This window comes from Pseudomonas sp. Irchel s3h9, from assembly GCF_900187475.1.
In the GTDB taxonomy this organism is placed as follows: Bacteria; Pseudomonadota; Gammaproteobacteria; order Pseudomonadales; family Pseudomonadaceae; genus Aquipseudomonas; species Aquipseudomonas neuropathica.
On the sequence record NZ_FYDH01000005.1, the window covers coordinates 92,091 to 117,841 of the forward strand.

29 protein-coding genes are annotated in these 25,751 nt (G+C 59.4%); 14 read left to right on the plus strand and 15 right to left on the minus strand.

Translation table 11 applies throughout. The features are described 5' to 3' along the window. Positions 1 to 105: 105 nt before the first annotated feature. Positions 106 to 501: a peptide-methionine (R)-S-oxide reductase MsrB gene (gene msrB, locus CKW26_RS09975; RefSeq protein ID WP_095048451.1), complete on the minus strand. Its 396-nt coding sequence runs from the start codon at positions 499 to 501 to the stop codon at positions 106 to 108. A 224-nt stretch (positions 502 to 725) separates the two neighbouring features. On the opposite strand from msrB, the gene CKW26_RS09980 reads away from it, so the two are divergent. Next, positions 726 to 1,937 carry a pyridoxal phosphate-dependent aminotransferase gene (locus tag CKW26_RS09980; RefSeq protein ID WP_007908620.1) on the plus strand — a complete coding sequence of 404 codons (1,212 nt, stop codon included), beginning with the start codon at positions 726 to 728 and terminating at the stop codon, positions 1,935 to 1,937. Between the two features lie 303 nt (positions 1,938 to 2,240). Then, complete coding sequence (gene htpX, locus CKW26_RS09985; protein WP_007908619.1) at positions 2,241 to 3,128, plus strand: protease HtpX; 888 nt, start codon at positions 2,241 to 2,243, stop codon at positions 3,126 to 3,128. A 116-nt stretch (positions 3,129 to 3,244) separates the two neighbouring features. Here the strand turns inward: htpX and CKW26_RS09990 are convergent, their stop codons facing one another. Continuing rightward, positions 3,245 to 3,892 carry a thiopurine S-methyltransferase gene (locus CKW26_RS09990; RefSeq protein ID WP_095048452.1) on the minus strand — a complete coding sequence of 216 codons (648 nt, stop codon included), beginning with the start codon at positions 3,890 to 3,892 and terminating at the stop codon, positions 3,245 to 3,247. 103 nt (positions 3,893 to 3,995) lie between these two features. Between CKW26_RS09990 and CKW26_RS09995 the strand changes: the two genes are divergently transcribed. Further along, positions 3,996 to 4,763 carry a class III extradiol ring-cleavage dioxygenase gene (locus tag CKW26_RS09995; RefSeq protein WP_095048453.1) on the plus strand — a complete coding sequence of 256 codons (768 nt, stop codon included), beginning with the start codon at positions 3,996 to 3,998 and terminating at the stop codon, positions 4,761 to 4,763. Positions 4,764 to 4,868: 105 nt separating this feature from the next. On the opposite strand, the gene CKW26_RS10000 is transcribed toward CKW26_RS09995, so the two are convergent. Next, positions 4,869 to 6,542, minus strand: a complete 1,674-nt coding sequence (locus CKW26_RS10000) for a DEAD/DEAH box helicase (RefSeq protein ID WP_008088238.1) — start codon at positions 6,540 to 6,542, stop codon at positions 4,869 to 4,871. Between the two features lie 422 nt (positions 6,543 to 6,964). On the opposite strand from CKW26_RS10000, the gene CKW26_RS10005 reads away from it, so the two are divergent. Continuing rightward, on the plus strand, positions 6,965 to 7,756 hold the full coding sequence (locus CKW26_RS10005) for a crotonase/enoyl-CoA hydratase family protein (protein WP_034155234.1): 792 nt from the start codon (positions 6,965 to 6,967) through the stop codon (positions 7,754 to 7,756). A 132-nt stretch (positions 7,757 to 7,888) separates the two neighbouring features. Here CKW26_RS10005 and CKW26_RS10010 read toward each other — a convergent pair whose 3' ends face one another. Next, complete coding sequence (locus CKW26_RS10010) at positions 7,889 to 8,644, minus strand: spermidine synthase (protein ID WP_095048454.1); 756 nt, start codon at positions 8,642 to 8,644, stop codon at positions 7,889 to 7,891. A 153-nt stretch (positions 8,645 to 8,797) separates the two neighbouring features. On the opposite strand from CKW26_RS10010, the gene CKW26_RS10015 reads away from it, so the two are divergent. Beyond that, positions 8,798 to 10,144 (plus strand): class II 3-deoxy-7-phosphoheptulonate synthase, encoded by a 1,347-nt coding sequence (locus CKW26_RS10015; protein ID WP_095048455.1) that lies wholly within the window; start codon positions 8,798 to 8,800, stop codon positions 10,142 to 10,144. 132 nt (positions 10,145 to 10,276) lie between these two features. Here CKW26_RS10015 and CKW26_RS10020 read toward each other — a convergent pair whose 3' ends face one another. Together CKW26_RS10020 and CKW26_RS10025 are read right to left on the minus strand one after the other, a co-directional pair. After that, positions 10,277 to 11,503, minus strand: a complete 1,227-nt coding sequence (locus tag CKW26_RS10020) for a winged helix-turn-helix domain-containing protein (RefSeq protein ID WP_095048456.1) — start codon at positions 11,501 to 11,503, stop codon at positions 10,277 to 10,279. A gap of 80 nt (positions 11,504 to 11,583) precedes the next feature. Then, the gene (locus CKW26_RS10025; protein WP_095048457.1) at positions 11,584 to 11,805 is read right to left on the minus strand and encodes a DUF1127 domain-containing protein; all 222 of its coding nucleotides are present in this window, start codon (positions 11,803 to 11,805) and stop codon (positions 11,584 to 11,586) included. Positions 11,806 to 11,901: 96 nt separating this feature from the next. Between CKW26_RS10025 and CKW26_RS10030 the strand changes: the two genes are divergently transcribed. Continuing rightward, positions 11,902 to 12,756 (plus strand): LysR substrate-binding domain-containing protein, encoded by an 855-nt coding sequence (locus CKW26_RS10030; protein ID WP_007908606.1) that lies wholly within the window; start codon positions 11,902 to 11,904, stop codon positions 12,754 to 12,756. Here CKW26_RS10030 and CKW26_RS10035 read toward each other — a convergent pair. Beyond that, a complete protein-coding gene (locus CKW26_RS10035) occupies positions 12,746 to 13,495 on the minus strand; it encodes a sulfite exporter TauE/SafE family protein (RefSeq protein ID WP_176471265.1) in 750 nt (249 codons plus the stop codon). The two genes, CKW26_RS10030 and CKW26_RS10035, sit on opposite strands and share 11 nt — an antisense overlap. A 109-nt stretch (positions 13,496 to 13,604) precedes the next feature. Here CKW26_RS10035 and CKW26_RS10040 point away from each other — a divergent pair, with 109 nt between their 5' ends. From CKW26_RS10040 to CKW26_RS10055, 4 genes are all read left to right on the plus strand, one after another. Then, complete coding sequence (locus tag CKW26_RS10040) at positions 13,605 to 14,561, plus strand: LysR family transcriptional regulator (RefSeq protein WP_093435162.1); 957 nt, start codon at positions 13,605 to 13,607, stop codon at positions 14,559 to 14,561. A gap of 72 nt (positions 14,562 to 14,633) precedes the next feature. After that, on the plus strand, positions 14,634 to 15,089 hold the full coding sequence (locus CKW26_RS10045) for a MarR family winged helix-turn-helix transcriptional regulator (RefSeq protein WP_176471266.1): 456 nt from the start codon (positions 14,634 to 14,636) through the stop codon (positions 15,087 to 15,089). A 326-nt stretch (positions 15,090 to 15,415) separates the two neighbouring features. Further along, positions 15,416 to 15,835, plus strand: coding sequence for an organic hydroperoxide resistance protein (locus tag CKW26_RS10050; RefSeq protein WP_007908600.1), 420 nt, complete (start codon positions 15,416 to 15,418; stop codon positions 15,833 to 15,835). 34 nt (positions 15,836 to 15,869) lie between these two features. Continuing rightward, positions 15,870 to 16,880, plus strand: a complete 1,011-nt coding sequence (locus tag CKW26_RS10055; protein WP_095048460.1) for an alpha/beta hydrolase — start codon at positions 15,870 to 15,872, stop codon at positions 16,878 to 16,880. Between the two features lie 122 nt (positions 16,881 to 17,002). Here CKW26_RS10055 and CKW26_RS10060 read toward each other — a convergent pair whose 3' ends face one another. Both CKW26_RS10060 and earP read right to left on the minus strand, forming a co-directional pair. Further along, entirely contained in the window at positions 17,003 to 17,572 is a 570-nt protein-coding gene (locus CKW26_RS10060; RefSeq protein WP_007908599.1) for an elongation factor P, read from the minus strand. Between the two features lie 48 nt (positions 17,573 to 17,620). After that, entirely contained in the window at positions 17,621 to 18,763 is a 1,143-nt protein-coding gene (gene earP, locus CKW26_RS10065) for an elongation factor P maturation arginine rhamnosyltransferase EarP (RefSeq protein ID WP_095048461.1), read from the minus strand. Between the two features lie 124 nt (positions 18,764 to 18,887). Here earP and CKW26_RS10070 point away from each other — a divergent pair, with 124 nt between their 5' ends. Together CKW26_RS10070 and CKW26_RS10075 are read left to right on the plus strand one after the other, a co-directional pair. Then, positions 18,888 to 19,295 carry a hypothetical protein gene (locus CKW26_RS10070; RefSeq protein WP_095048462.1) on the plus strand — a complete coding sequence of 136 codons (408 nt, stop codon included), beginning with the start codon at positions 18,888 to 18,890 and terminating at the stop codon, positions 19,293 to 19,295. Between the two features lie 2 nt (positions 19,296 to 19,297). Next, a complete protein-coding gene (locus CKW26_RS10075; RefSeq protein WP_095048463.1) occupies positions 19,298 to 19,780 on the plus strand; it encodes a GreA/GreB family elongation factor in 483 nt (160 codons plus the stop codon). 9 nt (positions 19,781 to 19,789) lie between these two features. Here the strand turns inward: CKW26_RS10075 and cysB are convergent, their stop codons facing one another. The 5 genes from cysB to CKW26_RS10100 form a co-directional block, all read right to left on the minus strand. Continuing rightward, positions 19,790 to 20,764 carry an HTH-type transcriptional regulator CysB gene (gene cysB / locus CKW26_RS10080; protein ID WP_003183769.1) on the minus strand — a complete coding sequence of 325 codons (975 nt, stop codon included), beginning with the start codon at positions 20,762 to 20,764 and terminating at the stop codon, positions 19,790 to 19,792. 113 nt (positions 20,765 to 20,877) lie between these two features. After that, positions 20,878 to 21,381 carry a universal stress protein gene (locus CKW26_RS10085; RefSeq protein WP_095048464.1) on the minus strand — a complete coding sequence of 168 codons (504 nt, stop codon included), beginning with the start codon at positions 21,379 to 21,381 and terminating at the stop codon, positions 20,878 to 20,880. 97 nt (positions 21,382 to 21,478) lie between these two features. Continuing rightward, positions 21,479 to 22,384 carry a 5'-nucleotidase gene (locus CKW26_RS10090; RefSeq protein ID WP_034155247.1) on the minus strand — a complete coding sequence of 302 codons (906 nt, stop codon included), beginning with the start codon at positions 22,382 to 22,384 and terminating at the stop codon, positions 21,479 to 21,481. Between the two features lie 22 nt (positions 22,385 to 22,406). Beyond that, the gene (locus tag CKW26_RS10095; RefSeq protein ID WP_095048465.1) at positions 22,407 to 23,363 is read right to left on the minus strand and encodes a putative 2-dehydropantoate 2-reductase; all 957 of its coding nucleotides are present in this window, start codon (positions 23,361 to 23,363) and stop codon (positions 22,407 to 22,409) included. Beyond that, positions 23,360 to 23,746, minus strand: a complete 387-nt coding sequence (locus tag CKW26_RS10100) for a co-chaperone YbbN (RefSeq protein WP_095048466.1) — start codon at positions 23,744 to 23,746, stop codon at positions 23,360 to 23,362. Before CKW26_RS10100 ends, CKW26_RS10095 begins: the two co-directional genes overlap by 4 nt. On the opposite strand from CKW26_RS10100, the gene CKW26_RS10105 reads away from it, so the two are divergent. Both CKW26_RS10105 and CKW26_RS10110 read left to right on the plus strand, forming a co-directional pair. Then, on the plus strand, positions 23,745 to 24,188 hold the full coding sequence (locus CKW26_RS10105; RefSeq protein WP_095048467.1) for a PilZ domain-containing protein: 444 nt from the start codon (positions 23,745 to 23,747) through the stop codon (positions 24,186 to 24,188). The genes CKW26_RS10100 and CKW26_RS10105 overlap by 2 nt on opposite strands. A 130-nt stretch (positions 24,189 to 24,318) precedes the next feature. Beyond that, positions 24,319 to 25,395, plus strand: coding sequence for a 3-deoxy-7-phosphoheptulonate synthase (locus tag CKW26_RS10110; protein ID WP_007908583.1), 1,077 nt, complete (start codon positions 24,319 to 24,321; stop codon positions 25,393 to 25,395). Between the two features lie 60 nt (positions 25,396 to 25,455). Here the strand turns inward: CKW26_RS10110 and CKW26_RS10115 are convergent, their stop codons facing one another. Then, a complete protein-coding gene (locus CKW26_RS10115) occupies positions 25,456 to 25,737 on the minus strand; it encodes a GNAT family N-acetyltransferase (RefSeq protein WP_003226804.1) in 282 nt (93 codons plus the stop codon). Positions 25,738 to 25,751: the final 14 nt, after the last annotated feature.

A 25,751-nucleotide genomic window follows, 5' to 3' on the forward strand; every position in this document is an offset into this window, starting at 1 on the left:
TCGGGCTCCGCAGACAGTCAAGAAAGATCAAACATAGCGAGCAATTAAATTGTGTGCAATTTAATTATCGAATAATAAGGCGACCCGAAGGTCGCCTTCATTCGTTTATGCGCGTGGAACCAGATCCAGGCAAACCGAATTGATGCAATAACGCAAACCAGTCGGCGGCGGGCCGTCCGGGAATACATGACCCAAATGCGCATCGCAGCGCGCGCACTTCACTTCCGTGCGGATCATGCCGTGGCTGATGTCACGGATTTCGGTCATCGCGCTTTCGCCAATCGGCGCGTAGAAGCTCGGCCAGCCGCAGCCGGAATCGAATTTGGTCTTGGAATCGAACAGCGCTTCGTTGCAGCAAACGCAGTGGTAGACACCGTCGGTTTTGGTGTCGTTGTATTTGCCGGAGAACGGGCGCTCGGTCGCACTCAGACGACAAACGTTGTATTGCTCAGGGTCGAGCATCGCACGCCATTCTTCCAGGGTTTTTTCCAACTTTTCCATCATCACACCTCAGCGGCTGAAAAAGCCCGATCTGTACCTTTTCCACGGATCGGGCGGCACGTATGATTGCGCCTCGTCACGCACCAGTCTGGCAGCCAGACCGGGCGCATTCAAACGGATTATGGGAGCCACGGCTCAAGACGTCCGCCTGTGTGAAGACGCAGGAATCCCAGTACGGTTGTCCACCCGCCGCCTGGATCGTTCATTTTCGGGATCACATCGCCATGCAGTTCAGCAAATCGAACAAGCTCGCCAACGTCTGCTACGACATTCGCGGCCCAGTGCTCAAGCACGCCAAACGACTGGAAGAGGAAGGCCAGCGCATCCTCAAGCTGAACATCGGCAACCCGGCGCCGTTTGGTTTCGAAGCGCCGGACGAAATTCTTCAGGATGTGATCCGCAACCTGCCGACCGCGCAAGGCTACAGCGACTCCAAAGGTCTGTTCAGCGCGCGTAAAGCGGTGATGCAGTACTACCAGCAGAAGAATGTTGAAGGTGTCGGCATTGAAGACATCTATCTGGGCAACGGCGTATCCGAACTGATCGTGATGTCGCTGCAAGCGCTGCTCAACAACGGCGACGAAGTGCTGGTGCCCGCCCCGGACTATCCGCTGTGGACTGCCGCCGTCAGCCTCGCCGGCGGTAACGCCGTACATTACCTGTGCGACGAAGGCGCCGACTGGTTCCCGGATCTGGCCGACATCAAAGCCAAGATCACCCCGAACACCAAAGCGATGGTGATCATCAACCCGAACAACCCGACCGGCGCGGTGTATTCGAAGGAAGTGTTGCTGGGCATGCTGGAAATCGCCCGCGCGCACAACCTGGTGGTCTTCTCCGACGAGATCTACGACAAAATTCTGTACGACGATGCCGTGCACATCTGCACCGCGTCGCTAGCCCCGGACTTGCTCTGCCTGACCTTCAACGGTCTGTCGAAGTCCTACCGTGTGGCGGGTTTCCGCTCCGGCTGGATCGCCATTTCCGGACCGAAGCACAACGCGCAGAGCTACATCGAAGGCATCGACATGCTGGCCAACATGCGCCTGTGCGCCAACGTGCCAAGCCAGCATGCGATCCAGACCGCATTGGGCGGCTATCAGAGCATCAACGACCTGGTGCTGCCGCAGGGTCGCCTGCTGGAACAGCGTAACCGCACCTGGGAATTGCTTAACGACATTCCAGGCGTGAGCTGCGTCAAGCCGATGGGCGCGCTGTATGCGTTCCCGAAGATCGACCCGAAGGTCTGCCCGATCCATAACGACGAGAAATTCGTCCTCGACCTGCTGCTCTCCGAGAAGCTGCTGGTGGTACAGGGCACGGCGTTCAACTGGCCGTGGCCGGATCACTTCCGCGTGGTCACCCTGCCCCGCGTCGACGATCTGGAAATGGCCATCGGCCGTATCGGCAACTTCCTCAAGTCCTACCGCCAGTAACTGGCCAGCAGTGCGCAACGGCCAAACGTTGCGCACTGTCTGATTCAGCAACACTTCTGCGTTCCGCGTCCGCGCACGCCTTCTACACTTGCGATTCGTACCGTTTACCTGCGTCCAGCTTAATGGCGACGGGTCGCGGCTGGCCGTCATCCCTATCGTTATCTGTCGTGGGAAATGTGCCAGGCACCGAAGAATCCGCTGTAGGACACAGTTTGAAATAGTCACTCAGTTGAATAGCCCGGTGCAGCACCTTATATACCCCGCAGTACGCTACATCTTTAGCTTGAGGAGATTTCTACAACCATGATGCGCATCCTGCTGTTTTTGGCCACTAACCTGGCGGTCGTGCTGATAGCCAGCATCACCCTGAGCCTTTTCGGCTTCAACGGGTTCATGGCGGCCAACGGGGTTGATCTCGACCTTAGTCAGCTGCTGGTTTTCTGTGCAGTCTTTGGTTTCGCCGGCTCGCTGTTCTCGCTGTTCATCTCCAAGTGGATGGCGAAGATGAGCACTGGCACCCAGATCATCAGCCAGCCACGTACCCGGCATGAGCAATGGCTGCTGCAAACTGTCGAGCAACTGTCCCGCGAAGCCGGGATCAAGATGCCCGAAGTCGGTATTTTCCCGGCCTACGAAGCAAACGCCTTCGCCACCGGCTGGAACAAGAACGACGCACTGGTCGCGGTCAGCCAGGGCTTGCTCGAGCGCTTCTCACCCGATGAAGTGAAAGCCGTGCTGGCCCACGAAATCGGCCACGTCGCCAACGGCGACATGGTCACCCTGGCGCTGATCCAGGGCGTGGTGAACACCTTCGTAATGTTCTTTGCACGGATCATCGGCAACTTCGTCGACAAGGTGATCTTCAAGAACGAAGAAGGCCAGGGCATCGCCTACTACGTGGCGACCATTTTCGCCGAACTGGTACTGGGCATTCTCGCCAGTGCGATCGTCATGTGGTTCTCGCGCAAGCGCGAATTCCGTGCCGACGAAGCCGGCGCCCGCCTGGCCGGCACCAGCGCAATGATCGGCGCACTGCAACGCCTGCGCGCCGAACAAGGTCTGCCGGTGCACATGCCAGACACCCTTAACGCCTTTGGCATCAACGGTGGTATCAAACAGGGCTTTGCCCGCATGTTCATGAGCCACCCGCCGCTGGAAGAGCGTATCGACGCCCTGCGTCGTCGCGGTTGATCCGACCGGTGTAACAATGAAAAAGGCCCGCAGTGATGCGGGCCTTTTTTTGTTTCTGTGCAAATAATGGATTGTTGCTGATGACCTCTTCGCGAGCAGGCACTGTCAGCCAAAAACTATCGAGAAGAAACCCGATAAACCCGCTCCTCCAGCCGCGTCACGCCAGCCTGAAGGAACTTCCCGCTCTCCCCCAGCACATCCTGCTCTTCCAGCACCGGCACCTGCCAGGCACCACTCAGCAACCGCTGCACCTCATCATCCCCCACCGCAAACGGCGGCCCCGGCATCTGCGCCTGATCGTAATCCAGGGTAATCAGCAACCCGTGCACGCCCTGTGGGAGGATCTGCTGAAGATGCGCCGCATAACGCTCACGCATCGGCGCCGGCAAGGCAATCAGCGCGGCGCGGTCGTACAACGCGGCGCAATCGGCCACATCGGCGGCCGTCAGCGCAAAAAAGTCACCGCACCACAGTTCGATGGCATCACCGCGATAGACCTTGAACGCGCCCTTCTGGCTAATCTGCGGCTGCACCTGATATTCACTGAAAAAGTCCTCGATAGCCTTTTCCGACAGTTCGACCCCGAGCACCTGATGACCACGTCCGGCCAGCCACGCCAGATCCAGACTTTTCCCACACAGAGGCACGAGCACTCGCGCCGCAGCCGATACCGCCCAGTGCCGCTGCAAATACGGGTTTACCTCGGGCAGATGGAAACCAATCTGCCCCGAAGCCCACTTCTTGTGCCAAAACTCAGGCTGCATGCATCACTCCCAATAATTCGATCAAAAAGCGTTAAAACTTATATTAGATTTAGATCAATGATCTGACTGAAGATGAAGCCATCTTAACGCTCAGGAACCCGCCATGTTGCCCAGCCTGTTCATTTCCCATGGTTCACCCATGCTGGCCCTGGAGCCCGGCGCCAGTGGCCCGGCTCTGGCTCGTCTGGCCGCCGAATTGCCGAAACCCAAAGCCATCGTCATCGTCTCCGCGCACTGGGAAAGCCAGGAACTGCTGGTCAGCAGCCATGCACAACCGGAAACCTGGCATGACTTCGGCGGCTTTCCCCGGGCGCTGTTTGAAGTGCAGTATCCGGCGCCGGGTAATCCGCAACTGGCTGCTGAGGTGGCTGATCTACTGACTGCCAACAACCTGCCTGCCCGTCTCGATCCGCAACGCCCGTTCGATCACGGTGTTTGGGTGCCACTGTCGCTGATGTACCCGCTGGCGGATATTCCAGTGGTGCAGGTTTCGCTACCGAGCCGCGCGGGCCCGGCGCTGCAAACCCGGGTCGGCCGCGCGCTGGCGAGTCTGCGTGATCAGGGCATTTTGCTGATCGGTTCCGGCAGCATCACGCACAACCTGCGCGAACTGGACTGGCACGCCGGCCCGGAAAGTGTCGAGCCGTGGGCGCGGGATTTCCGTGACTGGGTGATCGAGAAGTTGGCGGCCGACGATGAGGCAGCGCTGCATGATTATCGCCAGCAGGCACCAAATGCGGTGCGCAGCCATCCGAGCGATGAGCATTTGTTGCCGTTGTATTTTGCCCGGGGCGCGGGGGGAGAGTTCAGCGTTGCTCATCAGGGTTTCACGATGGGCGCGCTGGGCATGGATATTTATCGTTTCGGTTGACGCCTTCGCGAGCAGGCTCGCTCCCACAAAGGCAAAAAACAGGCAAAAAAAATCCCCGAACCAGTCGGGGATTTTTTATGTGCGATCAATCAGCCCAAGGGCGGATCAATCTTCGCGATAGCGACGCAGTTTCAGCTGCTTACCGGCAACGCGAGTGTCCTTCAGTTTGGTCAGGAGTTTGTCCAGACCATCTTCCGGCAGCTCGACGAGGCTGAAGCTGTCACGCACCTGGATGCGACCGATCGCTTCACGGGCCAGACCGCCTTCGTTGAGGATGGCGCCCAGCAGGTTTTTCGCAGCGATACCGTCACGCGCACCCAGCGCGGTACGGCAACGAGCACGGCCTTCGCCCAAAGGCATTGGCGCGCGACGCTCACGGTCACCACGATCAGGACGATCACCGGTGCGCTCAGGACGGTCGCCACGCGGTGCGTTGTTCGGCACCAGTGGACGTTCCTTCTCGATGGCAGCCAGGTTCAGCGCTTGACCGTTGGTGGCTTTGCGCAGCAGCGCAGCAGCCAGAGCACGCGGGGTGCAGCCGATGTCTGCAGTCAGACGATCGAGCAGCTCACCGTGGGTCGATTCGGCATCAGCGACCAGTGGCGACAGGCTGTTGGTCAGTTTCTTGATGCGTGCATCGAGAACGGCTTGAGCGTCCGGCAGGCGAACTTCAGCGACTTTCTGACCGGTTACACGCTCGATCACTTGCAGCATGCGGCGCTCACGTGGAGTCACCAGCAGCAGTGCACGACCTTCGCGACCGGCACGGCCAGTACGGCCGATACGGTGAACGTAGGACTCTGGGTCGTACGGCATGTCAACGTTGAACACGTGAGTGATGCGCGGAACGTCCAGACCACGAGCAGCTACGTCGGTCGCGACAACGATGTCCAGACGGCCATCTTTCAGCGAGTCGATGACGCGCTCACGCTGGTTCTGGGCGATGTCACCGTTCAGCGCCGCGGCTTTGTAGCCTTTGGCGTCGAGGGCGCTGGCCAGATCCAGGGTCGCTTGCTTGGTGCGTACGAACATGATCAGAGCGTCGAAATCTTCCACTTCCAGCAAGCTGAGAACGGCCGAAGTCTTCTGGTCAGCGTGAACCAACAGGTGAGCCTGTTCGATCGCGGTAACGGTCTGGGTCTTGGTCTGGATCTTCACGTGTTGCGGATCGCGCAGGTGGCGTTCGGCAATGGCGCGGATCGACTGCGGCAGGGTCGCCGAGAACAAAACGGTCTGACGGGTCGCTGGCAGAGCCTTGAAGATGACTTCCAGGTCATCCATGAAGCCCAGTTTCAACATTTCGTCAGCTTCGTCGAGAACCAGGTGGTTCACGGTCGACAGAACTTTTTCGTCGCGACGCAGGTGGTCGCACAGACGGCCCGGAGTGGCGACAACGATCTGTGCGCCATTACGGATTGCTTTCAGTTGTGGGCCCATAGGCGCGCCGCCGTAAACGGCCACAACGGTAACGCCCGGCATTTGCTTGGCGTAGGTTTCAAAAGCGGTTGCTACTTGCAGCGCCAACTCACGAGTTGGCGCCAGGATCAGGGCTTGCGGTTCGCGCTTGGCAGGATCGATGCGGTGCAGAATAGGCAGTGCGAACGCGGCGGTTTTACCGGTACCGGTTTGCGCCTGACCAATCATGTCCTGGCCGGCCATGATGATCGGGATCGATTGCTGCTGAATCGCCGAAGGCTCTTCGTAGCCAGTCGCTGCGACGGCTGCAAGAATATTCGGGTTAAGATTAAAAGCGGCGAATCCGCCGGTTTCCTGGGTCATGGGTCTGCCTCTAAGTGCATCCGCAAAGACCCATGCTCCAAAGCTGCGCATGCCGTGTTGAGACTCAAGAGTCGCCCTGGCAGCTTTGTCGGCGGGGATTTGCGAAAACGAATGAATGAAAAAAAGAATCGTCCGGGAAGAGCCCGCAATGCGGACGTGCAGCCGAAGCTGACTTCGGGAAATGCGCTACCTAAACGCGGCCCGGTTAAAGGCCGGCGCGCACTATACCGGATTTTGCCCAAAAAGGGAGCTTTTTTTATTGCCTGAATGAGCGTGTCACCGCTGTGTAACGGGGTTTTGCGGATAATCGCGCGAAGGTCTATTTTTCAAAGGCCCGGCCCTGCGGGCGATGACGCTTAAACGATTCACTGATGTGCGGCATACCGTCGCTGCACCCGCCCTTCCCGCCCGAGGATTTCGCCATGAATCAGCCCTGCCCCGGCCGCGTCAGCCGTGAACGTCGTGGTCACGTCCATCTGATTGGCTTGGATCGAGCGGCCAAGCGCAATGCTTTCGACCTCGACCTGCTCAACGAGCTGAGCCTGGCCTACGGCGAGTTCGAAGCCGACAGCGAAGCGCGGGTGGCGGTGGTGTTTGGCCATGGCGAGCACTTTACCGCCGGTCTGGATCTGGTCAATGCCAGCTCCGCCCTCGCCCAAGGCTGGCAGGTTCCGACCGGCGGTTGCGACCCGTGGGGTGTTTTCGTCGGGCCACGGGTGAGCAAGCCAGTGATTGTCGCCGCGCAGGGTTACTGCCTGACCATCGGCATCGAGCTGATGCTGGCAGCCGATATAAACCTGTGTGCGAGCAATACCCGCTTCGCGCAGATGGAAGTGCAGCGTGGGATCTTTCCTTTTGGTGGTGCGACTTTACGTTTTCAGCAGATCGCCGGTTGGGGCAACGCGATGCGCTGGCTGCTGACCGGCGATGAGTTTGATGCGCACGAAGCGTTGCACCTGGGGTTGGTGCAGGAAGTCATGGCCAGCGAAGACCTGTTGCCGCGGGCGATTGAATTGGCTGAGCGGATTGCCCGGCAGGCGCCGTTGGGGGTGCAGGCAACGTTGATGTCGGCGCGGCAGGCAAGGTATGAGGGTGAGACGGCGGCCGCGCAAGGGTTACCGGCGCTGGTGAAGAAATTGTTGGCGAGTGAGGATGCCAAGGAAGGGGTGCGGTCGCTGGTGGAGCGGCGGCCTGGCATATTCAAGGGGATCTGAGAATTATGGCGCCTGTCAGGGCGCCATCGCTGGCAAGCCAGCTCCCACAGTGACCGAGTCGTTCACACATTTTGCGTACGGCGCGAACCCTGTGGGAGCTGGCTTGCCAGCGATGGGGACAGCACTGACGCCTCAGGTGGCTGGGCGAATACTGTTGATCAACGACTGCAACGAATACCCCAACCGCGGTGCCAGCGCTTCAGCCCGGGCCGTCAGTGCCTGCATGTCCAACTCCTGATCGAGGTCCGCCGGCACAATCAGAATCACGTTGCCCTCCTTCACCGGCAATTCCCAGTAATGCCGGTGATAGAGCCCGCGCAACATCGCCGCGCCCAGAGGCTTGCCGTCATCGGTGGCCCACTGATTGATCACCAGCCAGCCACCCGGATTCAGACGCTTCTGGCAGTCGCCGAGAAAACTCCAGGCCAGATGCCCGACGCCCGGGCCGACATCGGTATACAGGTCGACAAAAATCAGATCCGCCGGCTCAGCCGTCGGCAGTAACTCCAGCGCATCGCCAACACGGATGTACAGCCGCGGATCATCGTCCAGGCCAAGGTATTCGATGGCTAGGCGCGGCACATCCGGACGCAGTTCAATGGCTTCGACATCTTCCAGCGGCAGGAACTTGAGGCAGGCCTGGGTCAATGTACCGGCGCCGAGTCCTAGAAACAGCGCGCTCTCCGGCTGCTCGTGGCACAACGCGCCGATCAGCATCGCCCGGGTGTAATCGTATTCGAGCCAGCTCGGATCTGCGGTGAACACGCAGCTCTGCTCGATCGCATCGCCGAACTCGAGAAAGCGGTAATCGGCCACTTCCAGCACGCGAATCACGCCGAACTCATCCTGTACTTCGGCGAGCAGATGCTCGACGCGCTCCTCAGTCATTTCGTCTCCTGATGGTCACCGGGCGCGGTGACGCGATGGCACCGCTGTGGCGCCGTGGCAAAGCGGCGATTGTCGGCGATGGGGCGGGAGCAGGTCACGCACTAATTGCTGCTACCATGGGCTTCCCGTGCGTAGAACCAATTAGAGACCGTGATGAGCCAACCGTGGAGTCCTGATAGCTGGCGCGCCCTGCCGATCCAGCAACAACCCCAATATCCTGACGCGGCGCATCTGCGCCAGGTCGAGCAGACGCTAGCCAGTTATCCGCCACTGGTGTTTGCCGGCGAAGCGCGCGAACTGCGCCGCCAGTTTGCCGAAGTCACCCAGGGCCGGGCATTCCTGCTGCAGGGCGGCGATTGCGCGGAAAGCTTTGCCGAATTCTCCGCCGCGAAGATTCGCGACACGTTCAAAGTGTTACTGCAAATGGCGATCGTCATGACCTTCGCCGCCGGCTGCCCAGTGGTCAAAGTCGGGCGCATGGCCGGTCAGTTTGCCAAACCGCGTTCGGCCAACGACGAGACCATCGACGGCGTGACGCTGCCGGCTTACCGGGGCGACATCGTCAACGGCATCGGCTTCGACGAAAAGAGCCGCGTGCCGGATCCAGAGCGCCTGCTGCAGTCCTATCACCAGTCCACCGCGACCCTGAACCTGCTGCGCGCGTTTGCTCAGGGCGGTTTTGCCGACCTGCACCAAGTGCACAAGTGGAACCTCGATTTCATCGCCAACTCGGCGCTGGCAGAAAAATACAGTCACCTCGCCGACCGCATCGATGAAACCCTGGCGTTCATGCGCGCCTGCGGCATGGACAGCTCGCCGCAACTGCGCGAAACCAGCTTCTTCACCGCCCACGAAGCACTGCTGCTGAACTACGAAGAAGCCTTCGTGCGCCGCGACAGCCTGACCAACGATTACTACGATTGCTCGGCGCACATGCTGTGGATCGGTGACCGTACTCGTCAGCTCGACGGCGCGCATGTCGAATTCCTGCGCGGGGTGAACAACCCGATCGGCGTCAAAGTTGGCCCAAGCATGGACCCCGATGACCTGATCCGCCTGATCGACGTGCTCAACCCGGACAACGATCCGGGGCGCCTCAACCTGATTGCGCGGATGGGCGCGAACAAGGTGGGCGATCACCTGCCGGCGCTGATCCGCGCGGTGCAGCGCGAAGGCAAGCAAGTGCTGTGGAGTTCCGACCCGATGCACGGCAACACCATCAAGGCCAGCAGCGGCTACAAGACCCGCGACTTCGCGCAGATCCTTGGCGAGGTTAAACAGTTCTTCCAGGTGCACGAGGCGGAAGGCACTTACGCCGGCGGCATTCACATCGAGATGACCGGGCAGAATGTCACCGAGTGCATCGGTGGTGCGCGGCCGATTACTGAAGATGGCTTGTCGGATCGTTATCACACGCACTGTGATCCACGGATGAATGCTGATCAGTCGCTGGAGTTGGCGTTTTTGATCGCCGAGACGCTGAAACAAGTCCGCCGCTAAGGTTCGACATCTTTAGCGCCATGACTGGCCCCATCGCTGGCAAGCCAGGCTCCCACAGTGATCGCGTCGATCACAAAATATATGTACGACGCGGACACTGTGGGAGCCTGGCTTGCCAGCGATGGCGTCAGATCAGTCGCACCCAATCTCTGCCAATGCCACCCGCAACCGCGCTGAACTCTCGCGCTGACAATTCAACTGCACCCGCGCCAGCCCCAACCAATCCGCCATCCGCCGCAGATTCTCCGCCAGCGCCAGCATCCCCTGCTCATCCAGCCCCGGCTCTTCCTCGTGCACCGCATGCACCGCCAACTGCCCCGCCGCCCGCTCAGCCCGCAAATCCACCCGCGCAGCAATCCGCTCGTTGTGCAAAAACGGCAACACGTAATAGCCGTAAACCCGTTTGTCCTGTGGCGTATAAATCTCCAGCCGATAACGGAAATCGAACAAGCGCTCAGTCCGGCTGCGTTCCCAGATCAACGAATCAAAGGGCGACAGCAGCGCACTGGCCATGACCTTGCGCGGGACGCTCGGCTCCGGCAGGCAATAGGCGATTTGCCGCCAACCGGCAACCTCGCACATCTGCAACTGCCCGGCTTCAATCAGTTCCGCGAGACGTGGCCGCGCATCCGCCGGATTCAGGCGAAAGTAATCACGCAGGTCTTTTTCAGTACCGACACCCAAGGCCTGTGCCGCGTGCAACAGCAACCCGCGTTGCGCTTCGGCCTCATCAGGCAACGCCTGTTGCAGGATCGATGAAGGGATCACCCGCTCCGGCAAATCATACAAACGCTCAAAACCACGCCGCCCCGCCACCGTCACTTCACCCGCCGCGAACAGCCACTCCAGCGCATGTTTTTCCGCGCTCCAGTCCCACCACGGCCCGGCCTTGTCTGCACGGGTTGAAAGGCTGCCGGCGCCCAACGCGCCCTGCTCTTGCACCGAATTCAAGACCCGACGCACCACGTCCTGCTGCTCGCGACCGAATCTGGCCAGTTGCTGATAAATATCCTCGCCACGCCTGGCCCGCTGCATGCGCCAGCCCAGCAACGGATACATCGACATCGGCAGCAACGAGGCTTCGTGTCCCCAGTATTCGAACAACGTGCGACGTCGCCCCGAACTCCAGGCAGCCTGGTCGAGCAAGTCGGAAGAATAGGAACCGAGACGGGAAAACAGCGGCAGGTAGTGCGAGCGCACCACGGCGTTGACGGAGTCGATTTGCAGCAAACCCAGCCTTTCGATCAGCCGGTTGACGTGTGGCGCCTTGACGGTCGGCGGCTGGCGCCCGTTGAACCCTTGGGCAGCCAGCGCCAGTCGTCGCGCCTGTTTGAGGGAAAAGGCCAGAGTCGCGGGCATGAGCATCTCCTTGTCTGCTCGCAACCTACCTCACTGGAAGAGGGTTTGTGTAGCGTTCTGCTGATCATTTATGCAGCGGGTCATTTATGCATCGGATCATCCCAGAACGGCCGCACGGACTCGTGTTCAACATCGGCACGACTGACGCCGATGTCTTTCAACGCTTCGTCGCTCAGACTGGCAAGCAACTCGCGTTCACGGTGCAATTCGTACCAGCGGCTAAACTTGTGCAGCAGGTCGGAAACGATATGGCCGTGGCCGGAAAATTTTGCGTCGTCTACATACTCTCTTTGACCTTTCATCGTGTTGCCTCCTTTGTGGATGGCTCAAGTCTCGCGCCGGCGCTAAGATCAATCCAACGAATGTTTCTGATGGCATGCATCACGGAGATTCATCAATTGTCGGCCTACCCCAGTATCGATACCGATGTCCTGCGCACCTTTGTCGCGATTGCCGATCAGGGCGGTTTCACCCGCGCCGGCGAAATGGTCAACCGCACGCAATCGGCGGTGAGCATGCAGATGAAGCGTCTGGAAGAAGACGTGTTGCAGCGGCAGTTGTTTGAGCGCGACGGACGCCAGGTGCGCCTGACCGCTGAAGGCCAGGTGCTGCTCGGATACGCGCGGCGCATCCTCAAGCTGCACAGCGAAGTGTTCAACACCTTGCGCGAGCCGCACATGGTCGGCACCGTGCGCATCGGCACGCCGGATGACTACGTGATGCGTTTTCTGCCGGGGATCCTGTCGCGGTTTGCGCAGTTCTATCCACTGATCCAGATCGAAGTGCATTGCGAATCGACCAAACAACTGTTGCAGCGTACTGACCTGGATTTGTCGATCGTCACCCGTGAACCGGGCAACGAAATCGGTCAGTTGCTGCGCAAGGAGCGTTTTGTCTGGGCCGAGGCGCAGAATTTCAGCGCCCACGAACAAACGCCACTACCTCTGGCGATGTTCAACAGTGATTGTTTCTGCCGCTTGTGGGCGTGTAACGCACTGGATGCGATGGGCCGCGAATACCGCATCGCTTATAACAGCACCAGCCTCTCGGCGTTGATGGCGGTGGTGAGCGCGGGTCTGGCGATCACCGCGCAACTGGAAAGCCTGATCACCCCGGACATGCGCATTCTCGGCGCCGCCGAAGATCTGCCGCTGTTGCCCGAGGCCAGCATCATGCTGATCCGCAACCTGAACAATCCGTCGCCGATCACCGAGTGCCTGGCCGAGCATATCGTCGAAGGTTTTAAACTTTAAACGCGAGCATCACCGCACACAGCACCAGGAAACCGCAGAACAGCCCGCGCAGAAGTTTTTCCGGCATGGCGTGGGCAACTTTCACCCCCCAACTGATGCTCGCCAGACCGCCGATGGCCAGCGGCAGGCCGATCATCCAGTCCACTTCGTTATGCACCGCGTAGGTCACCAGGGTCACGCCGGTGCTTGGCAACGCCAGCGCCAGCGACAAGCCCTGAGCGACCACTTGCGTGGTGCCGAAGAGGCTGGTCAGCACCGGCGTTGCCACCACGGCACCACCGACACCGAACAAGCCGCCCATGGTTCCGGACGCCGCACCGAGGACGCCGAGCCAAGGCCAGGAATAGCGCATCTCGGAAGTCGCAGCGGGTTGCCTGCCGAACATCTTCAGCAGGTTGTACGCCGAGAGCACCACCAGGAAAGCGACAAAACCGATGCGCATGGTTTGCGCATCGATACCCACCGCCCAGATCGAACCGATCCACGCAAAGCAAAAACCCATCACCGCCAAGGGCAACGCATGCCGCAGTTCGATGCGATTGCGCTGGTGATAGCGCCACAGCGCCAGCATCACGTTCGGCACCACCATGACCAGCGCCGTGCCTTGGGCAATCTGCTGATCGAGGCCGAACCACACACCGAGCAACGGAATGGCGATCAAACCGCCACCGATACCGAAAATGCCACCAAGGGTGCCAAGCGCGGCGCCGAACAGCAGGTACAACAAAAACTCCATCACAGCTCAATTCCTCTTACGTCAGGCGATTCATCCTACGCAGTCGTGGCTGGCGGGGAAACGCACAGCAACGCACAATGGCTATGCTGATTTCGCACAAGCGTGAATTCTTATGAACCCCAACCAACTGACTGAACAATTAGGGTTGTTTCTCGATGTGCTGGAGAGTGGCAGTTTTTCCGCCGCCTCGCGCCGTCATCCGCTGACACCTTCGGCCGTTGCGCGACGCATCGACAGCCTGGAAAGCGCCGTCGGCAGCCAGTTATTTATACGCAGCACCCACGCCGTCAGAGCCACACCCGCCGGTCTGGCGTTTGCTGAACGTGCCCGGCGCATTGTCGCCGAGTTGCAACTGGCGCGGGCCGAAGCCGTGTCCTTGAGCAGCGCGCCGGAAGGTTTGATTCGCATCGACGCCCCCGCTGCGTTCGGGCGACGGCATCTGGCACCGGTGATTGCCGACTTTCTCGTCCTCTACCCGGGGCTGGATGTGCAGTTGCACTTGATCGACAGTTTCGTCGACATGGGCGGCTCGAACCTGGGCAAGGTCGATCTGGTACTGCGTGCCGGGCAAATGGCTGACACGCGATTGGTGGCCACGCCTTTGGCGAGCATGGTGCGCATAGCCTGTGCCAGTCCTGACTATCTCAAACGCCGGGGCGTGCCCGGCAGTCCGGCACAACTTGGTGAACATGACGGTCTGGACTGGGAAGGCCTCGCCCCGCCCTTCGCCTGGCGGTTCGAGCAGGACGGCCAGATGCATTTGCACCGCCCGGCGCGCATCCGCATGAGCGCCAACAATGCCGAAGCGCTGGTGTGTGGGGCTTTGGCGGGATTAGGGATTGCGCATTTGCCGACCTGGCTGGCGAGCGAATACCTGCTGCGCGGTGAACTGGTCCCGCTGTTCTGCGAGAACGGTCTGCCGGCCCCGGAATCCACCGGCATCTACGCACTGCGCATGGAACAGCAAACCAACTCGCGCAGCCGCTTGTTGCTTGAATACCTCAAAACTCGTTTCAGTCCAGTGCCGCCGTGGGATCTGGCGCTGCAACGAGATCTCGACCGCCATTAGATCCGGAGAATTATCTGGCGCATTAAAGATTCGAGCGCTAGATTCATGACCATCACCGAACAAGGCTTTGACATGACTTCCCAACGCGACACCTGCGACGACCTGCTGCTGGATAACCAGGCCTGCTTCGCCCTGCATTCCACTTCGCTGATGATGACCAAGGTCTACAAGCCGCTGCTGCAAGCCTTGAACCTGACCTATCCGCAGTACCTGGCGATGATGGTGTTGTGGGAGAAGGATGGATTGACGGTCGGAGAAATCAGCTCGCGGTTGCTGACCGATCCCGGCTCGCTGACTCCGCTGCTCAAACGCCTGGAGGGCGAAGGGTTGCTCAGCCGCACGCGCAGTCGTGAGGATGAGCGGGTAGTGATTGTCGAGCTGACCGAGCAAGGCCGAGCGCTGAAAGAAAAAGCCCAGACCGTTCCGCAATGCATCCTCGGCGCCAGCGGCTTCTCTCTGGAACGCCTGCAGAAGCTGCAATCAGAGTTGCAGGCGCTACGCGGTCACTTGCAAGAAAGCCTGATCTGACCTTCACACAGTCCCTGTGGGAGCGAGCCTGCTCGCGAATGCGTAGTGTCAGTCGGTATGAATGGTGACTGATACACCGCATTCCCGAGCAGGCTCGCTCCCACATTGGGTTCATCGACAGCAAAATATTTTCACCACCTGATCTACCGCGCAATCCGCTCTAACTCAAGCCTTACAGCCACCCTCTCATACCCGCCCCTTCGTGGAAGTGCAGCTTTTTCAAAAATTTATCTTGCGCACTAAATATTCGCGCGATACATTCACCTCGCACTTACTTAGCGCACAAACAATTAGCGCACAAAACCACACCCAATGAGGCTCACACCATGCAAACTCTCTACACCGCAATCGCAACCTCCACTGGCGGCCGTGATGGTCGTGCGATCTCCAGCGACAACATCCTCGACGTCAAACTCGCCACTCCGAAAGAACTCGGCGGTGCCGGCGGCGCGGCGACCAACCCAGAGCAACTGTTCGCGGCCGGCTACTCGGCCTGCTTCATCGGCGCACTGAAATTCGTCGCCAGCCAGACCAAACGCAAAATCCCTGACGACGCCTCGATCACCGCTCATGTCGGTATCGGCCAGATCCCTGGTGGCTTCGGTCTCGACATCGATTTGCACATCAGCCTGCCTGGCCTGGAACAAGCCGACGCACAAGCGCTGGTCGACGCGGCCCATCAGGTCTGCCCGTACTCCAACGCCACCCGTGGCAACGTCGATGTGCGTCTGCACGTCACCGTTTAACTGCTGATACCCCAGGCCCGAACAGGAAATGAACATGCACACTTTCAGCAAAGTCTTGACCGGTACCCTTCTCGCCCTGTCCATCCACAGTGCATTTGCCGGTGATGTCGAACACAACACTCAGGCATTTCTCGATGTGCTGAATGCCGGCACCGGCAAACCGATGGAACAGCTGACACCCAAAGATGCCCGCGCCGTGCTGGTCGGCGCGCAGTCCGGGGTCAAGCTGACGCTGCCCAAAACGGACGTCAGCGAGAAAACCATCCAGATCGATGGCCAACCGTTGAGCCTGACCATCGTCCGGCCGGCCGGGGTCAAGGGCGAGCTGCCAGTGTTCATGTTCTTCCACGGTGGTGGCTGGGTGCTGGGCGATTTCCCGACGCACGAGCGGCTGGTGCGGGATCTGGTGGTCGGTTCAGGAGCGGCGGCGGTGTTCGTCAATTACACGCCTTCACCGGAAGCGCATTACCCGGTGGCGATCAACCAGGCCTACGCGGCAACGAAGTGGGTCGCCGAGCACGGCAAAGAAATCAATGTCGATGGGAAACGTCTGGCCGTCGCAGGCAACAGCGTCGGCGGCAACATGGCGGCCGTGGTTGCACTGATGGCCAAAGACAAAGGCACGCCGGCGATCAAGTTCCAGGTGCTGTTGTGGCCTGTGACGGACGCCAATTTCGACACCGGCTCCTACAACCAGTACGCCGAAGGGCACTTCCTCACGCGCAACATGATGAAGTGGTTCTGGGACAACTACACCACCGACGCCAAGCAGCGAAACGAGATTTACGCGTCGCCGCTGCGGGCCACCACTGCACAACTGAAGGGCCTGCCGCCAGCACTGGTGCAGACCGCAGGCGCCGATGTGCTGCGTGATGAAGGTGAAGCCTACGCACGCAAACTCGACGAGGCCGGTGTAGCGGTGACGTCGGTGCGTTACAACGGCATGATCCACGATTACGGTTTGCTTAACGTGGTCAGCCAGGTGCCGGCAGTACGTTCGGCGATGTTGCAGGCATCTGAAGAACTCAAGCAACACTTGAAGTAACCACAATCCCATTGTGGGAGTGAGCCTGCTCGCTCCCACAGGGGATTGTGTGAAGCTCAAATCGCAGGCACAAAAAAGCCCGGCTCAATGGCCGGGCTTTTTCTTTCCGTAAAAAGCAGTGCTTATTTGGCACGGCCTTTGTAGGAACCGCCTTCGCGGGTGTCGATTTCGATCTTGTCACCGATTTCGATGAAGTCAGCAACTTGCAGCTCGGTACCGTTGGCCAGCTTGGCTGGCTTCATGACTTTGCCGGAAGTGTCGCCACGAGCCGAACCTTCGGTGTAGTCAACTACGCGCACGATGGTGGTCGGCAGCTCTACGGAAACCAGACGCTCTTCGAAGAAGATCGCTTCGCAAACATCGGTCATGCCTTCTTCAACGAAAGGCAGAACAGCTTCGATGTCTTCAGCGTTCAGCTCGTACATGGTGTAGTCAGTGGTGTCCATGAACGTGTAGGTGTCGCCGCTGATGAAGGACAGGGTCGCTTCTTTGCGGTCGAGGATTACGTCGTCCAGTTTGTCGTCAGCGCTGTAAACGATCTCGGTCTTGTAACCGGTCAGCAGGTTTTTCAGCTTGGTCTTCATGATCGCGCTGTTACGGCCCGACTTGGTGAATTCAGCTTTCTGAACCAGCCAAGGATCGTTCTCGAGACGGATCACGGTACCGGGTTTCAGTTCTTTACCAGTTTTCATTGCGAATATCCGAATTTGGATGGGATTTACAAAAATCTAGGCCGCGTATCATATCCAATTTAGGTAAAACTGTACCAGCGCTGCGGCAAGATCGGCCTGCAAGCCTTGTTCCAGACACCACGCTTCGGCATTTTCCTGCAGTTCTGGCCAATGATTGCGGACTTCGAGCCACTGTTCACCGATGGGCTGACCGGCGCTCCAGGCTCGCCACAGACCGTTCATCGCCTCGGCAGCGGCCGGTGATAGACCTTTTGTGTAAAGCGCGAGGAAGGCATCAAGCTTGTCCAGATGGATGTCTTCGTCCTGCTGATAGATGTGCCAGAGCATCGGCCGCCCCGCCCACTGCGCCCGCACGAACGAGTCCTCACCACGCACCGCGTTGAAATCACAGCACCAGAGCAACTGATCGTATTGATCCTGACGGACGAACGGCAACACCTGCACAGTCAAAGACTGCCGCACATTAATCTCGCCCACCGTCAGGGCTTCCACCCCGAGCCAGCGCGCCACGTCGCCAAGAATCCGCCCCTCCGGCACCAACAGGTGAGTCGGCGCAGCGTCCGCCGCCAAAACGTCCAGCCAACTGGCCAGCCCGGCATTCTCGTAGGCAAACAACGAAATCAGCTCGGCGTCAGACGCAGGATCGATCCCGAGACCTTGCAGGAATTGCCGTTGAGCTTCGGCATCCTGTTGAAACTGCCGACGCTGCTCGAGCAAGCCGCGCTCACGCAACAGCCCGCCAGTGCCTGGCTGGAATCCGGGAAAGAAAAAGAACTTCTGCACCGATTTGTATTTGACCGACGGCAAGCCGTGACAACCAATCACCCAGTCTTCGGCGCTGAGATAGTCGAGGTTCATCCACAAGGGCGGCGGCTCTCGCGTGGCCATCGCGTCCATGTAATCACTGGGCAACTGACAGGCGAACGCAGCGATCACCACATCCGCCGCCTCTATGTGCACCCACTCGGCTGGCCAGTGCCGCACTTCGACACCTTGTTGCCATTGCTGTGAGGCGTTGATATCAATCGCCGGACAAATGCGTTCGAAGGCGCGCAGATCATCGACCCACAATCGCACCGTCAAACCGTGCTCAGCGGCCAATTGCCGGGCCAGGCGCCAGGTCACGCCGATGTCGCCAAAGTTGTCGACCACGGTGCAAAAAATATCCCAGCGGGGTTTCAATTGCGGCATTCAAGACTCCCGTTGGCAAAAGCTGCGATTGTCCGCATAAATCACCTCGCGCAGAAGAGCCGACGGCGATTAATCTTCGTGCGACAATCGCCACTTGCCCGCAATCATCCGCCAGGAGGCAGCCATGCCGTATCGCCCCAATCCGCGTCGCCCGTTGCCTGTTCAGCTTAGCGCGCTGCATTTGACCGGCAGCATTGCCCTGGGCATGTGGCTGGGCTTTGTCGCCATTGCGCTGACTTGCTGGCTGCTGTCGCAGTTTGTCTTCAAAGAACAACTGGCACCGGTTGCACAAGCGGTGCAGCAACTGGCCAATCCGCCGGCCGTGCAGGTACAACCGGATATTGCGCCGCCGAGCCCGCAGTTCCAGCAGTACGAAGAAAACCTGCGCAAGAACGAACAACAGGCACGTCTGGATCAGGCACGCGGCAGCACGCGTAACCTGTCCAATCCGAAGTGCCAGTTCTGGCTGCAACAGGATCAGACGGCCCCGAGCGAAAAAAGCCGCGCCAACGTTTTGCAATTTTGCGATTGATCATGAACAAGCACATCGTCCACCAACTGATTCTCGACAAACTGCGCATCGACCTCGACATCGCCGAACGCGCCGCGCAAACCGCTTACGAAACCGCGACGCACGAAGAAAACATCGCCGAAAACAAGTACGACACGCTGGGTCTGGAAGCGTCGTATCTGGCAGCCGGGCAAGCAAAACGGGTCGAGGAAATCCGTAAGTCACTGGCGTTGTGCCAGAACCTGACGCTGCGAGCCTACGATGAAAATCGTGGTATCGAAGTCGGTGCCCTGCTCGGCCTGGAGGACGAAAAGGGTCGCGAGCAATGGCTGTTTCTGGCGCCGGATGCAGCAGGCCTGAAAGTCGATGTGGTCGGTCAGCCGATTACCGTCATCACTCCGCGCTCGCCGCTGGGCAAAGGTCTGCTGGGCAAGTGCGAAGGTGATGAGGTGGAGATTCTGGTGGCGGGCACCCGGCAACAGTTTGCTGTCACCGAGGTGCTTTGATTCAACGAATCAGTGAACCGGCAGTTCGACGCCGTCGAACAGTTCTTCCAGTTCCTGCTTGTTGTGGCACTGAATGGCTTTGGCCATGACTTCGCGAGTCAGGTGCGGCGCGAACTTCTCGATGAAGTCGCACATGAAGCCGCGCAGGAAAGTGCCGCGACGGAAACCGATCTTGGTCACGCTCGATTCGAACAGTTCGCTGGCGTCCAGCACCACCAGATCGTTGTCGAGTTTGGTGTCGACTGCCATTTTAGCGACGATGCCCACGCCCAGCCCCAGACGCACGTAAGTCTTGATCACGTCGGCGTCGGCTGCGGTGAACACCACTTTCGGTGTCAGACCACGATGGCTGAAAGCTTCGTCGAGTTTCGAACGACCGGTAAAACCGAACACGTAAGTCACGATCGGGTATTCGGCCAGCGCTTCCAGGGTCAGCTTTGGCAACTTGGTCAGCGGATGGCCCTGCGGTACGACCACGCAACGATTCCAGCGGTAGCACGGCATCATCACCAGATCGCCGAACAGCTCCAGCGCTTCAGTGGCGATGGCAAAATCCACAGTGCCATCAGCGGCCATTTCGGCGATCTGCATCGGCGAACCCTGGTGCATGTGCAGCGCCACGTCCGGGTATTGCTTGATGAAATTGCTGATCACCGGCGGCAGTGCATAACGTGCTTGGGTGTGGGTGGTGGCGATCGACAGGGTGCCTTTCTTCTCGTTGGAGAATTCCTGGGCGATCTGCTTGATGCTTTCGACCTTGCGCAGAATCTCACCGGCGGTGGTGATGATGCGCTCGCCGGCCGGGGTCACGCGGGTCAGGTGTTTGCCGCTGCGGGCAAACACTTCGACGCCGAGTTCGTCTTCCAGCAGGCGGATTTGTTTACTGATGCCCGGTTGCGAGGTGTAAAGGCTTTGGGCTGTAGCGGAAACGTTGAGGTCGTGGTGCGCCACTTCCCAGATGTAGCGCAATTGTTGAAGCTTCATATGAATCCCTCAAAGCAGGTAGACGCCACGGGCATCAGCGACGGTATATAACTATATTAATGGTTTGAATAATAAATCTAGAACTTTTTTATCAAAGCGCCATTATTCCTGCCTTAGCGATCCTCCCGCCGCCGCCGCTCCACTAACGGCACCAGATAAACCGGCACCTTGGCCAATTGCAGGACCCGCGCCGCCGTGCGCCCCAACGGCGTTTCCGCGCCCACCCCATGGCTATGACTGCCTACGATCAGCAGATCGACGGAGAGTTTCTGCACCTGGTCGAGAATCACCTGCGACGGATCGCCCTGCAGCACGCGCACGGCGCGAATGCGCTGCAGATCCAGCTCGCCTTCATCTCCCAATTCTTCGCGAAAACTGTCCAGCACCCGCTGCTCGATATTGGCAATGACAGTTTTCAGACCCTGGCTGTGAAATTCGTTCAATGCCTGCTCGTCGAGATAACTCTGCAATACCGATTCGGCAAACAACCCCATCGGCTCCACCGCGTGCACCACGTACAGATCGGCATTGAACGTTCGCGCCAATGCCAGGGCATGCTGCATGACTAACGGTGCGTACAGACCGAGGTCAGTGGCATACAGCATCGAACGAATCATATGACCTCCTCGCGTGCCAACATGGCGGAGATTTGATTCAGCTTAGCAGTGCCTTGGCGACTACGACGGGCGACGCAACGTCTTGAAGCACAGGGCTTTAGATGGACGGCTCATTGCTGATGCCGTGAGGCACGTGACCGGTGGCGACCACTTCGCGGGCGAGCTCGCAGTGGCCGGCCTGATCGTCGAAAAACACGTCGGCAGCAAACGCTTCGAGAAACGCCGACTTGGTCAGGCCACCGAGAAACAGTGACTCGTCGAGACGAATGTCCCACTCGCGCAAGGTGCGGATCACCCGCTCATGGGCCGGCGCCGAACGTGCAGTGACCAGCGCCGTGCGGATCGGGCAATCGTCATCGGGAAACTCGCGCTGCAACAGATTGAGCGCCGCCAGAAAGCCCTTGAACGGCCCACCGCGCAACGGCTCGCGAGCCGACTCACGCTCCTTGGCCTGAAACGCTTCGAGCCCGCCGGACTGATAGACGCGTTCCGACTCGTCGGAAAAAATCACTGCGTCGCCGTCGAAGGCGATGCGCAATTCGTCGCTGGCCGCGCGACTGGCGCCGCCGGACAGAATCGTTGCGGCAGCGAAACCAGCGTCCAGGGCCGCGCGCACGTCTTCGGCATGGGTCGAAAGAAACAGGTCGCAACCAAAGGCTTTCAGATACGGATACGGACTGCGCCCGCCAACAAACGCCGCGCGGGAAATCGCCAGACCGTAATGGTGAATCGAGTTGAACACGCGCAGGCCGGTGTCGGCGCTGTTGCGCGAGACCAGAATCACCTCGACCCGCGCGCGGCCGAGGCGACTGTTGAGTGCCAACAGTTTTTCCACCAGCGGGAAGGCATCGCCGGGCGCAAGAATTTCGTCTTCGTGCTCGATCTGATATTGCCGATAGGCTTCAACGCCGCTCGACAGATAGACCTTGTGGCTCTCGCTCAGGTCGAACAAGGCGCGCGACGAAATCGCCAGCACCAGTTTGTCATCGATGTTTTTGGCCATGCTTTCCCCCAGAGCGACCGGCTTAAATGTTGCGCCGGTCGATAAAACTCAAATTGCGATACAACGCTTCGATGCGCGGCAACTCACAACCCGCTGCTTTCGCTGCCGCCAATGGCCGAGCGTAGATCGCTTCCAGCTCCAGCGGTCGTTTATGCAAAAAGTCGTGGTACATGCTCGGCCAGTAGTCGGGCATTTTCTCGGTCATCATGAACAGATACTCGGCGTATCCCGGCGGCACGTCGTGGCCGCAGGCCTTGGCGCCCTGCACCACTTCGGCCATCAACGCCTGGATCAACGCGCGGCTGTCGACATCGGCCATCAACGGTGTGGTGCTTGCACCGAGCAACACCGAGAGTCCGTTGTAGGGAATATTCCACACCAGTTTCTGCCAGCGCGCCTGTTGCAGATTGGGCATTGCCTGGGAATCGATGCCGGCAGCGCGAAACAACCCGCTGCCCTCCTCGACAATCGCCATGCGCGCGCCATCATCCATGGCCGGGCCGCTGTGATAGCCAACGTTGACCGCGCCGAGTGCCTGATGGGTCACCAGACCCGGACCTTCGCGGTGTACGCAAATCAGGCACAAGCCGCCCAGCAGATGCAAGGAATCGGGAAGCACCTCACGCAAGCTGTCTTCGACGTCGAGACCGTTTTGCAGCACCAGTACTTTCGCGTCCGGTTTGGCCGCTTGAATGATTGAAGGCGCGAGACCTGCGTTGCTGGTGGTTTTCGCCCCCACCAGCAACCAGTCGCACTTGGGCATGTCTTCGGCGGACGAATAGGCCTGCGCCGGATGCAACGTCAGCGGGCCATGCACCGCGCTGTTGATTTGCAAACCGCGCTCAGCCACCGCCGAAAACTCGCTGCGCAACAGAAAGTGCACGTCGAAACCGGCGCGCGCCAGCATCACACCGTAAAAACCACCAATTGCGCCGGTGCCGATGATCCCTACGACCGGTTTATTCACTGCCCCCATCATGGCAACTCCTCTGCAGTTCGCCCCAGTGCCTGCGCCAGCGCCGCGTTCAACGCATCGGCCGTCAGGTGCGTGTGCAATGCCCCAAAGAACTCGCCGTCGCGCACCACGAACAACGCCGGTAAATGAAAGACCTGATAGCGCTCGACCAACCCGCCGTTGTCGCCGGCATCGATCCAGCACAGACGATCAATCCCCAGCGCCATAGCCGGCAACACTTCGCGGGCATAACGGCAACTGGCGCAGCCGACGCTGGTGAAAATCACCAGCGAAACGCCGCTCATCGCCAACAGCCGTTGGTCGGCGTCGAAATCGGTCAGTTCGGATTCGACCACTATACTGGGGGAAACAATGTCAAATGGCTGACACAGGGAGTCTGTGCTCATGGGACGTTTCATTCCTCATCCGGACGAGGTGCCGGTTGAATTAACCTTGCTCAAGCCTGAGTGTATTTCCAGGCAACAGCTGCACACTATCAGCCTCGGCGGCATCGCTTGCAATTACCACCGTGCCTGGCGCCATGGCACGGCGCTGCAAGTGCGCATGCCGTCAGTGAATGCCGACATTTGTTATCCGGGCTACGTGGCGTGGTGCCTGCGGCGCAAAAAAGGCTATCTGGTGGGCATCGCGTTTACCGATGAGCAGACGCTGTTCAGTGCGCGAATGGGTGAGCAAGTGTGTCAGATCGAGCGCTACTGCCGCATGCACGACACCCACGATGACCTGCAAGAAATTCAGGCGGTGGCACTGCAATGGGTCGAGCAACACGCCGACGAGTTCTCCCACGACAGCGTGCGCAAGGCTTTTGCGCAGCCAGCGCTGGACTAAAGCACCTTTTGCCCATTGTCGAGCAGGCGCTTTACGCGCTAAGGTTCCGCTCCCCGACGCGCTTAAATCTGCTGTGCTCCGCCGCGCGGGGATCGCTGGCGGCCGGCACCCGTGACCTGACGAGTAAACGATGGCTGATTTACCGATCAACGACCTAAACGTCGCCTCTAACGAGACCCTGATCACTCCCGATCAGCTCAAGCGTGATATCCCTCTGAGCGATGCTGCCCTGCGCACTGTCACCAAGGGCCGCGAAGTCATTCGCAACATTCTTGATGGCACCGACCACCGTCTGTTCGTAGTGATCGGCCCGTGCTCGATCCACGATATCAAGGCTGCCCACGAATACGCCGATCGCCTCAAGGTGCTGGCCGCGGAAGTTTCCGACACCCTGTATCTGGTCATGCGCGTGTATTTCGAGAAGCCACGCACCACCGTGGGCTGGAAAGGCCTGATCAACGATCCATACCTGGACGACTCGTTCAAGATTCAGGACGGTCTGCACATCGGTCGTCAGTTGCTGCTGGATCTGGCCGAAAAAGGCCTGCCGACCGCGACCGAAGCCCTTGACCCGATTTCCCCGCAGTACCTGCAGGATCTGATCAGTTGGTCGGCCATCGGCGCACGTACCACTGAATCGCAGACTCACCGTGAGATGGCTTCCGGCCTGTCCTCGGCCGTCGGCTTCAAGAACGGCACCGACGGCGGTCTGACTGTGGCGATCAACGCCTTGCAGTCGGTCTCCAGCCCGCATCGCTTCCTCGGCATCAACCAGGAAGGTGGCGTGTCGATCGTCACCACCAAAGGCAATGCCTACGGTCACGTGGTGCTGCGCGGGGGTAATGGCAAGCCGAACTATGATTCGGTCAGCGTTGCCCTGTGCGAGCAGGCGCTGAACAAAGCGAAGATCAAGCCGAACATCATGGTCGACTGCAGCCACGCCAACTCCAACAAGGATCCGGCCCTGCAACCGCTGGTGATGGAGAACGTCGCCAACCAGATCCTCGAAGGCAACCAGTCGATCATCGGCCTGATGGTCGAAAGTCACCTGAACTGGGGCTGCCAGGCGATTCCGAAAGACCTCGCCGACCTGCAATACGGCGTGTCGATCACCGATGCCTGCATCGACTGGTCCGCTACCGAGAACACCCTGCGCAGCATGCACGCAAAGCTCAAGGATGTTCTGCCAAAACGCCAGCGCAGTTGATACACGTTTTACAGGCATAAAAAAACGCCGGGCAATGCCCGGCGTTTTTGTGTATGCGATTCAGATCTTGGCGGCGCGGCGCTGATGACGCTCCATGTAGCGCTCGACGTAGGAGCACGACGGGATCACCGTATAGCCCATTTCTTCGGCGTACTGCAGCGCGCTTTCGGTCAGCGCTGCGGCAATGCCACGGCCACGCAGGGCATTGGGCACGAAGGTGCGATAGATATCCAGGGTCTGTTTCCCCAGATCCATATAGGTCAGGTAGGCACGATGACCGTCCACATTGGTCTCGAACTGATGACCAGCCTGGTCATGGTGGATGGACAACGCCTCGCTCATCACTACTCCTCGCG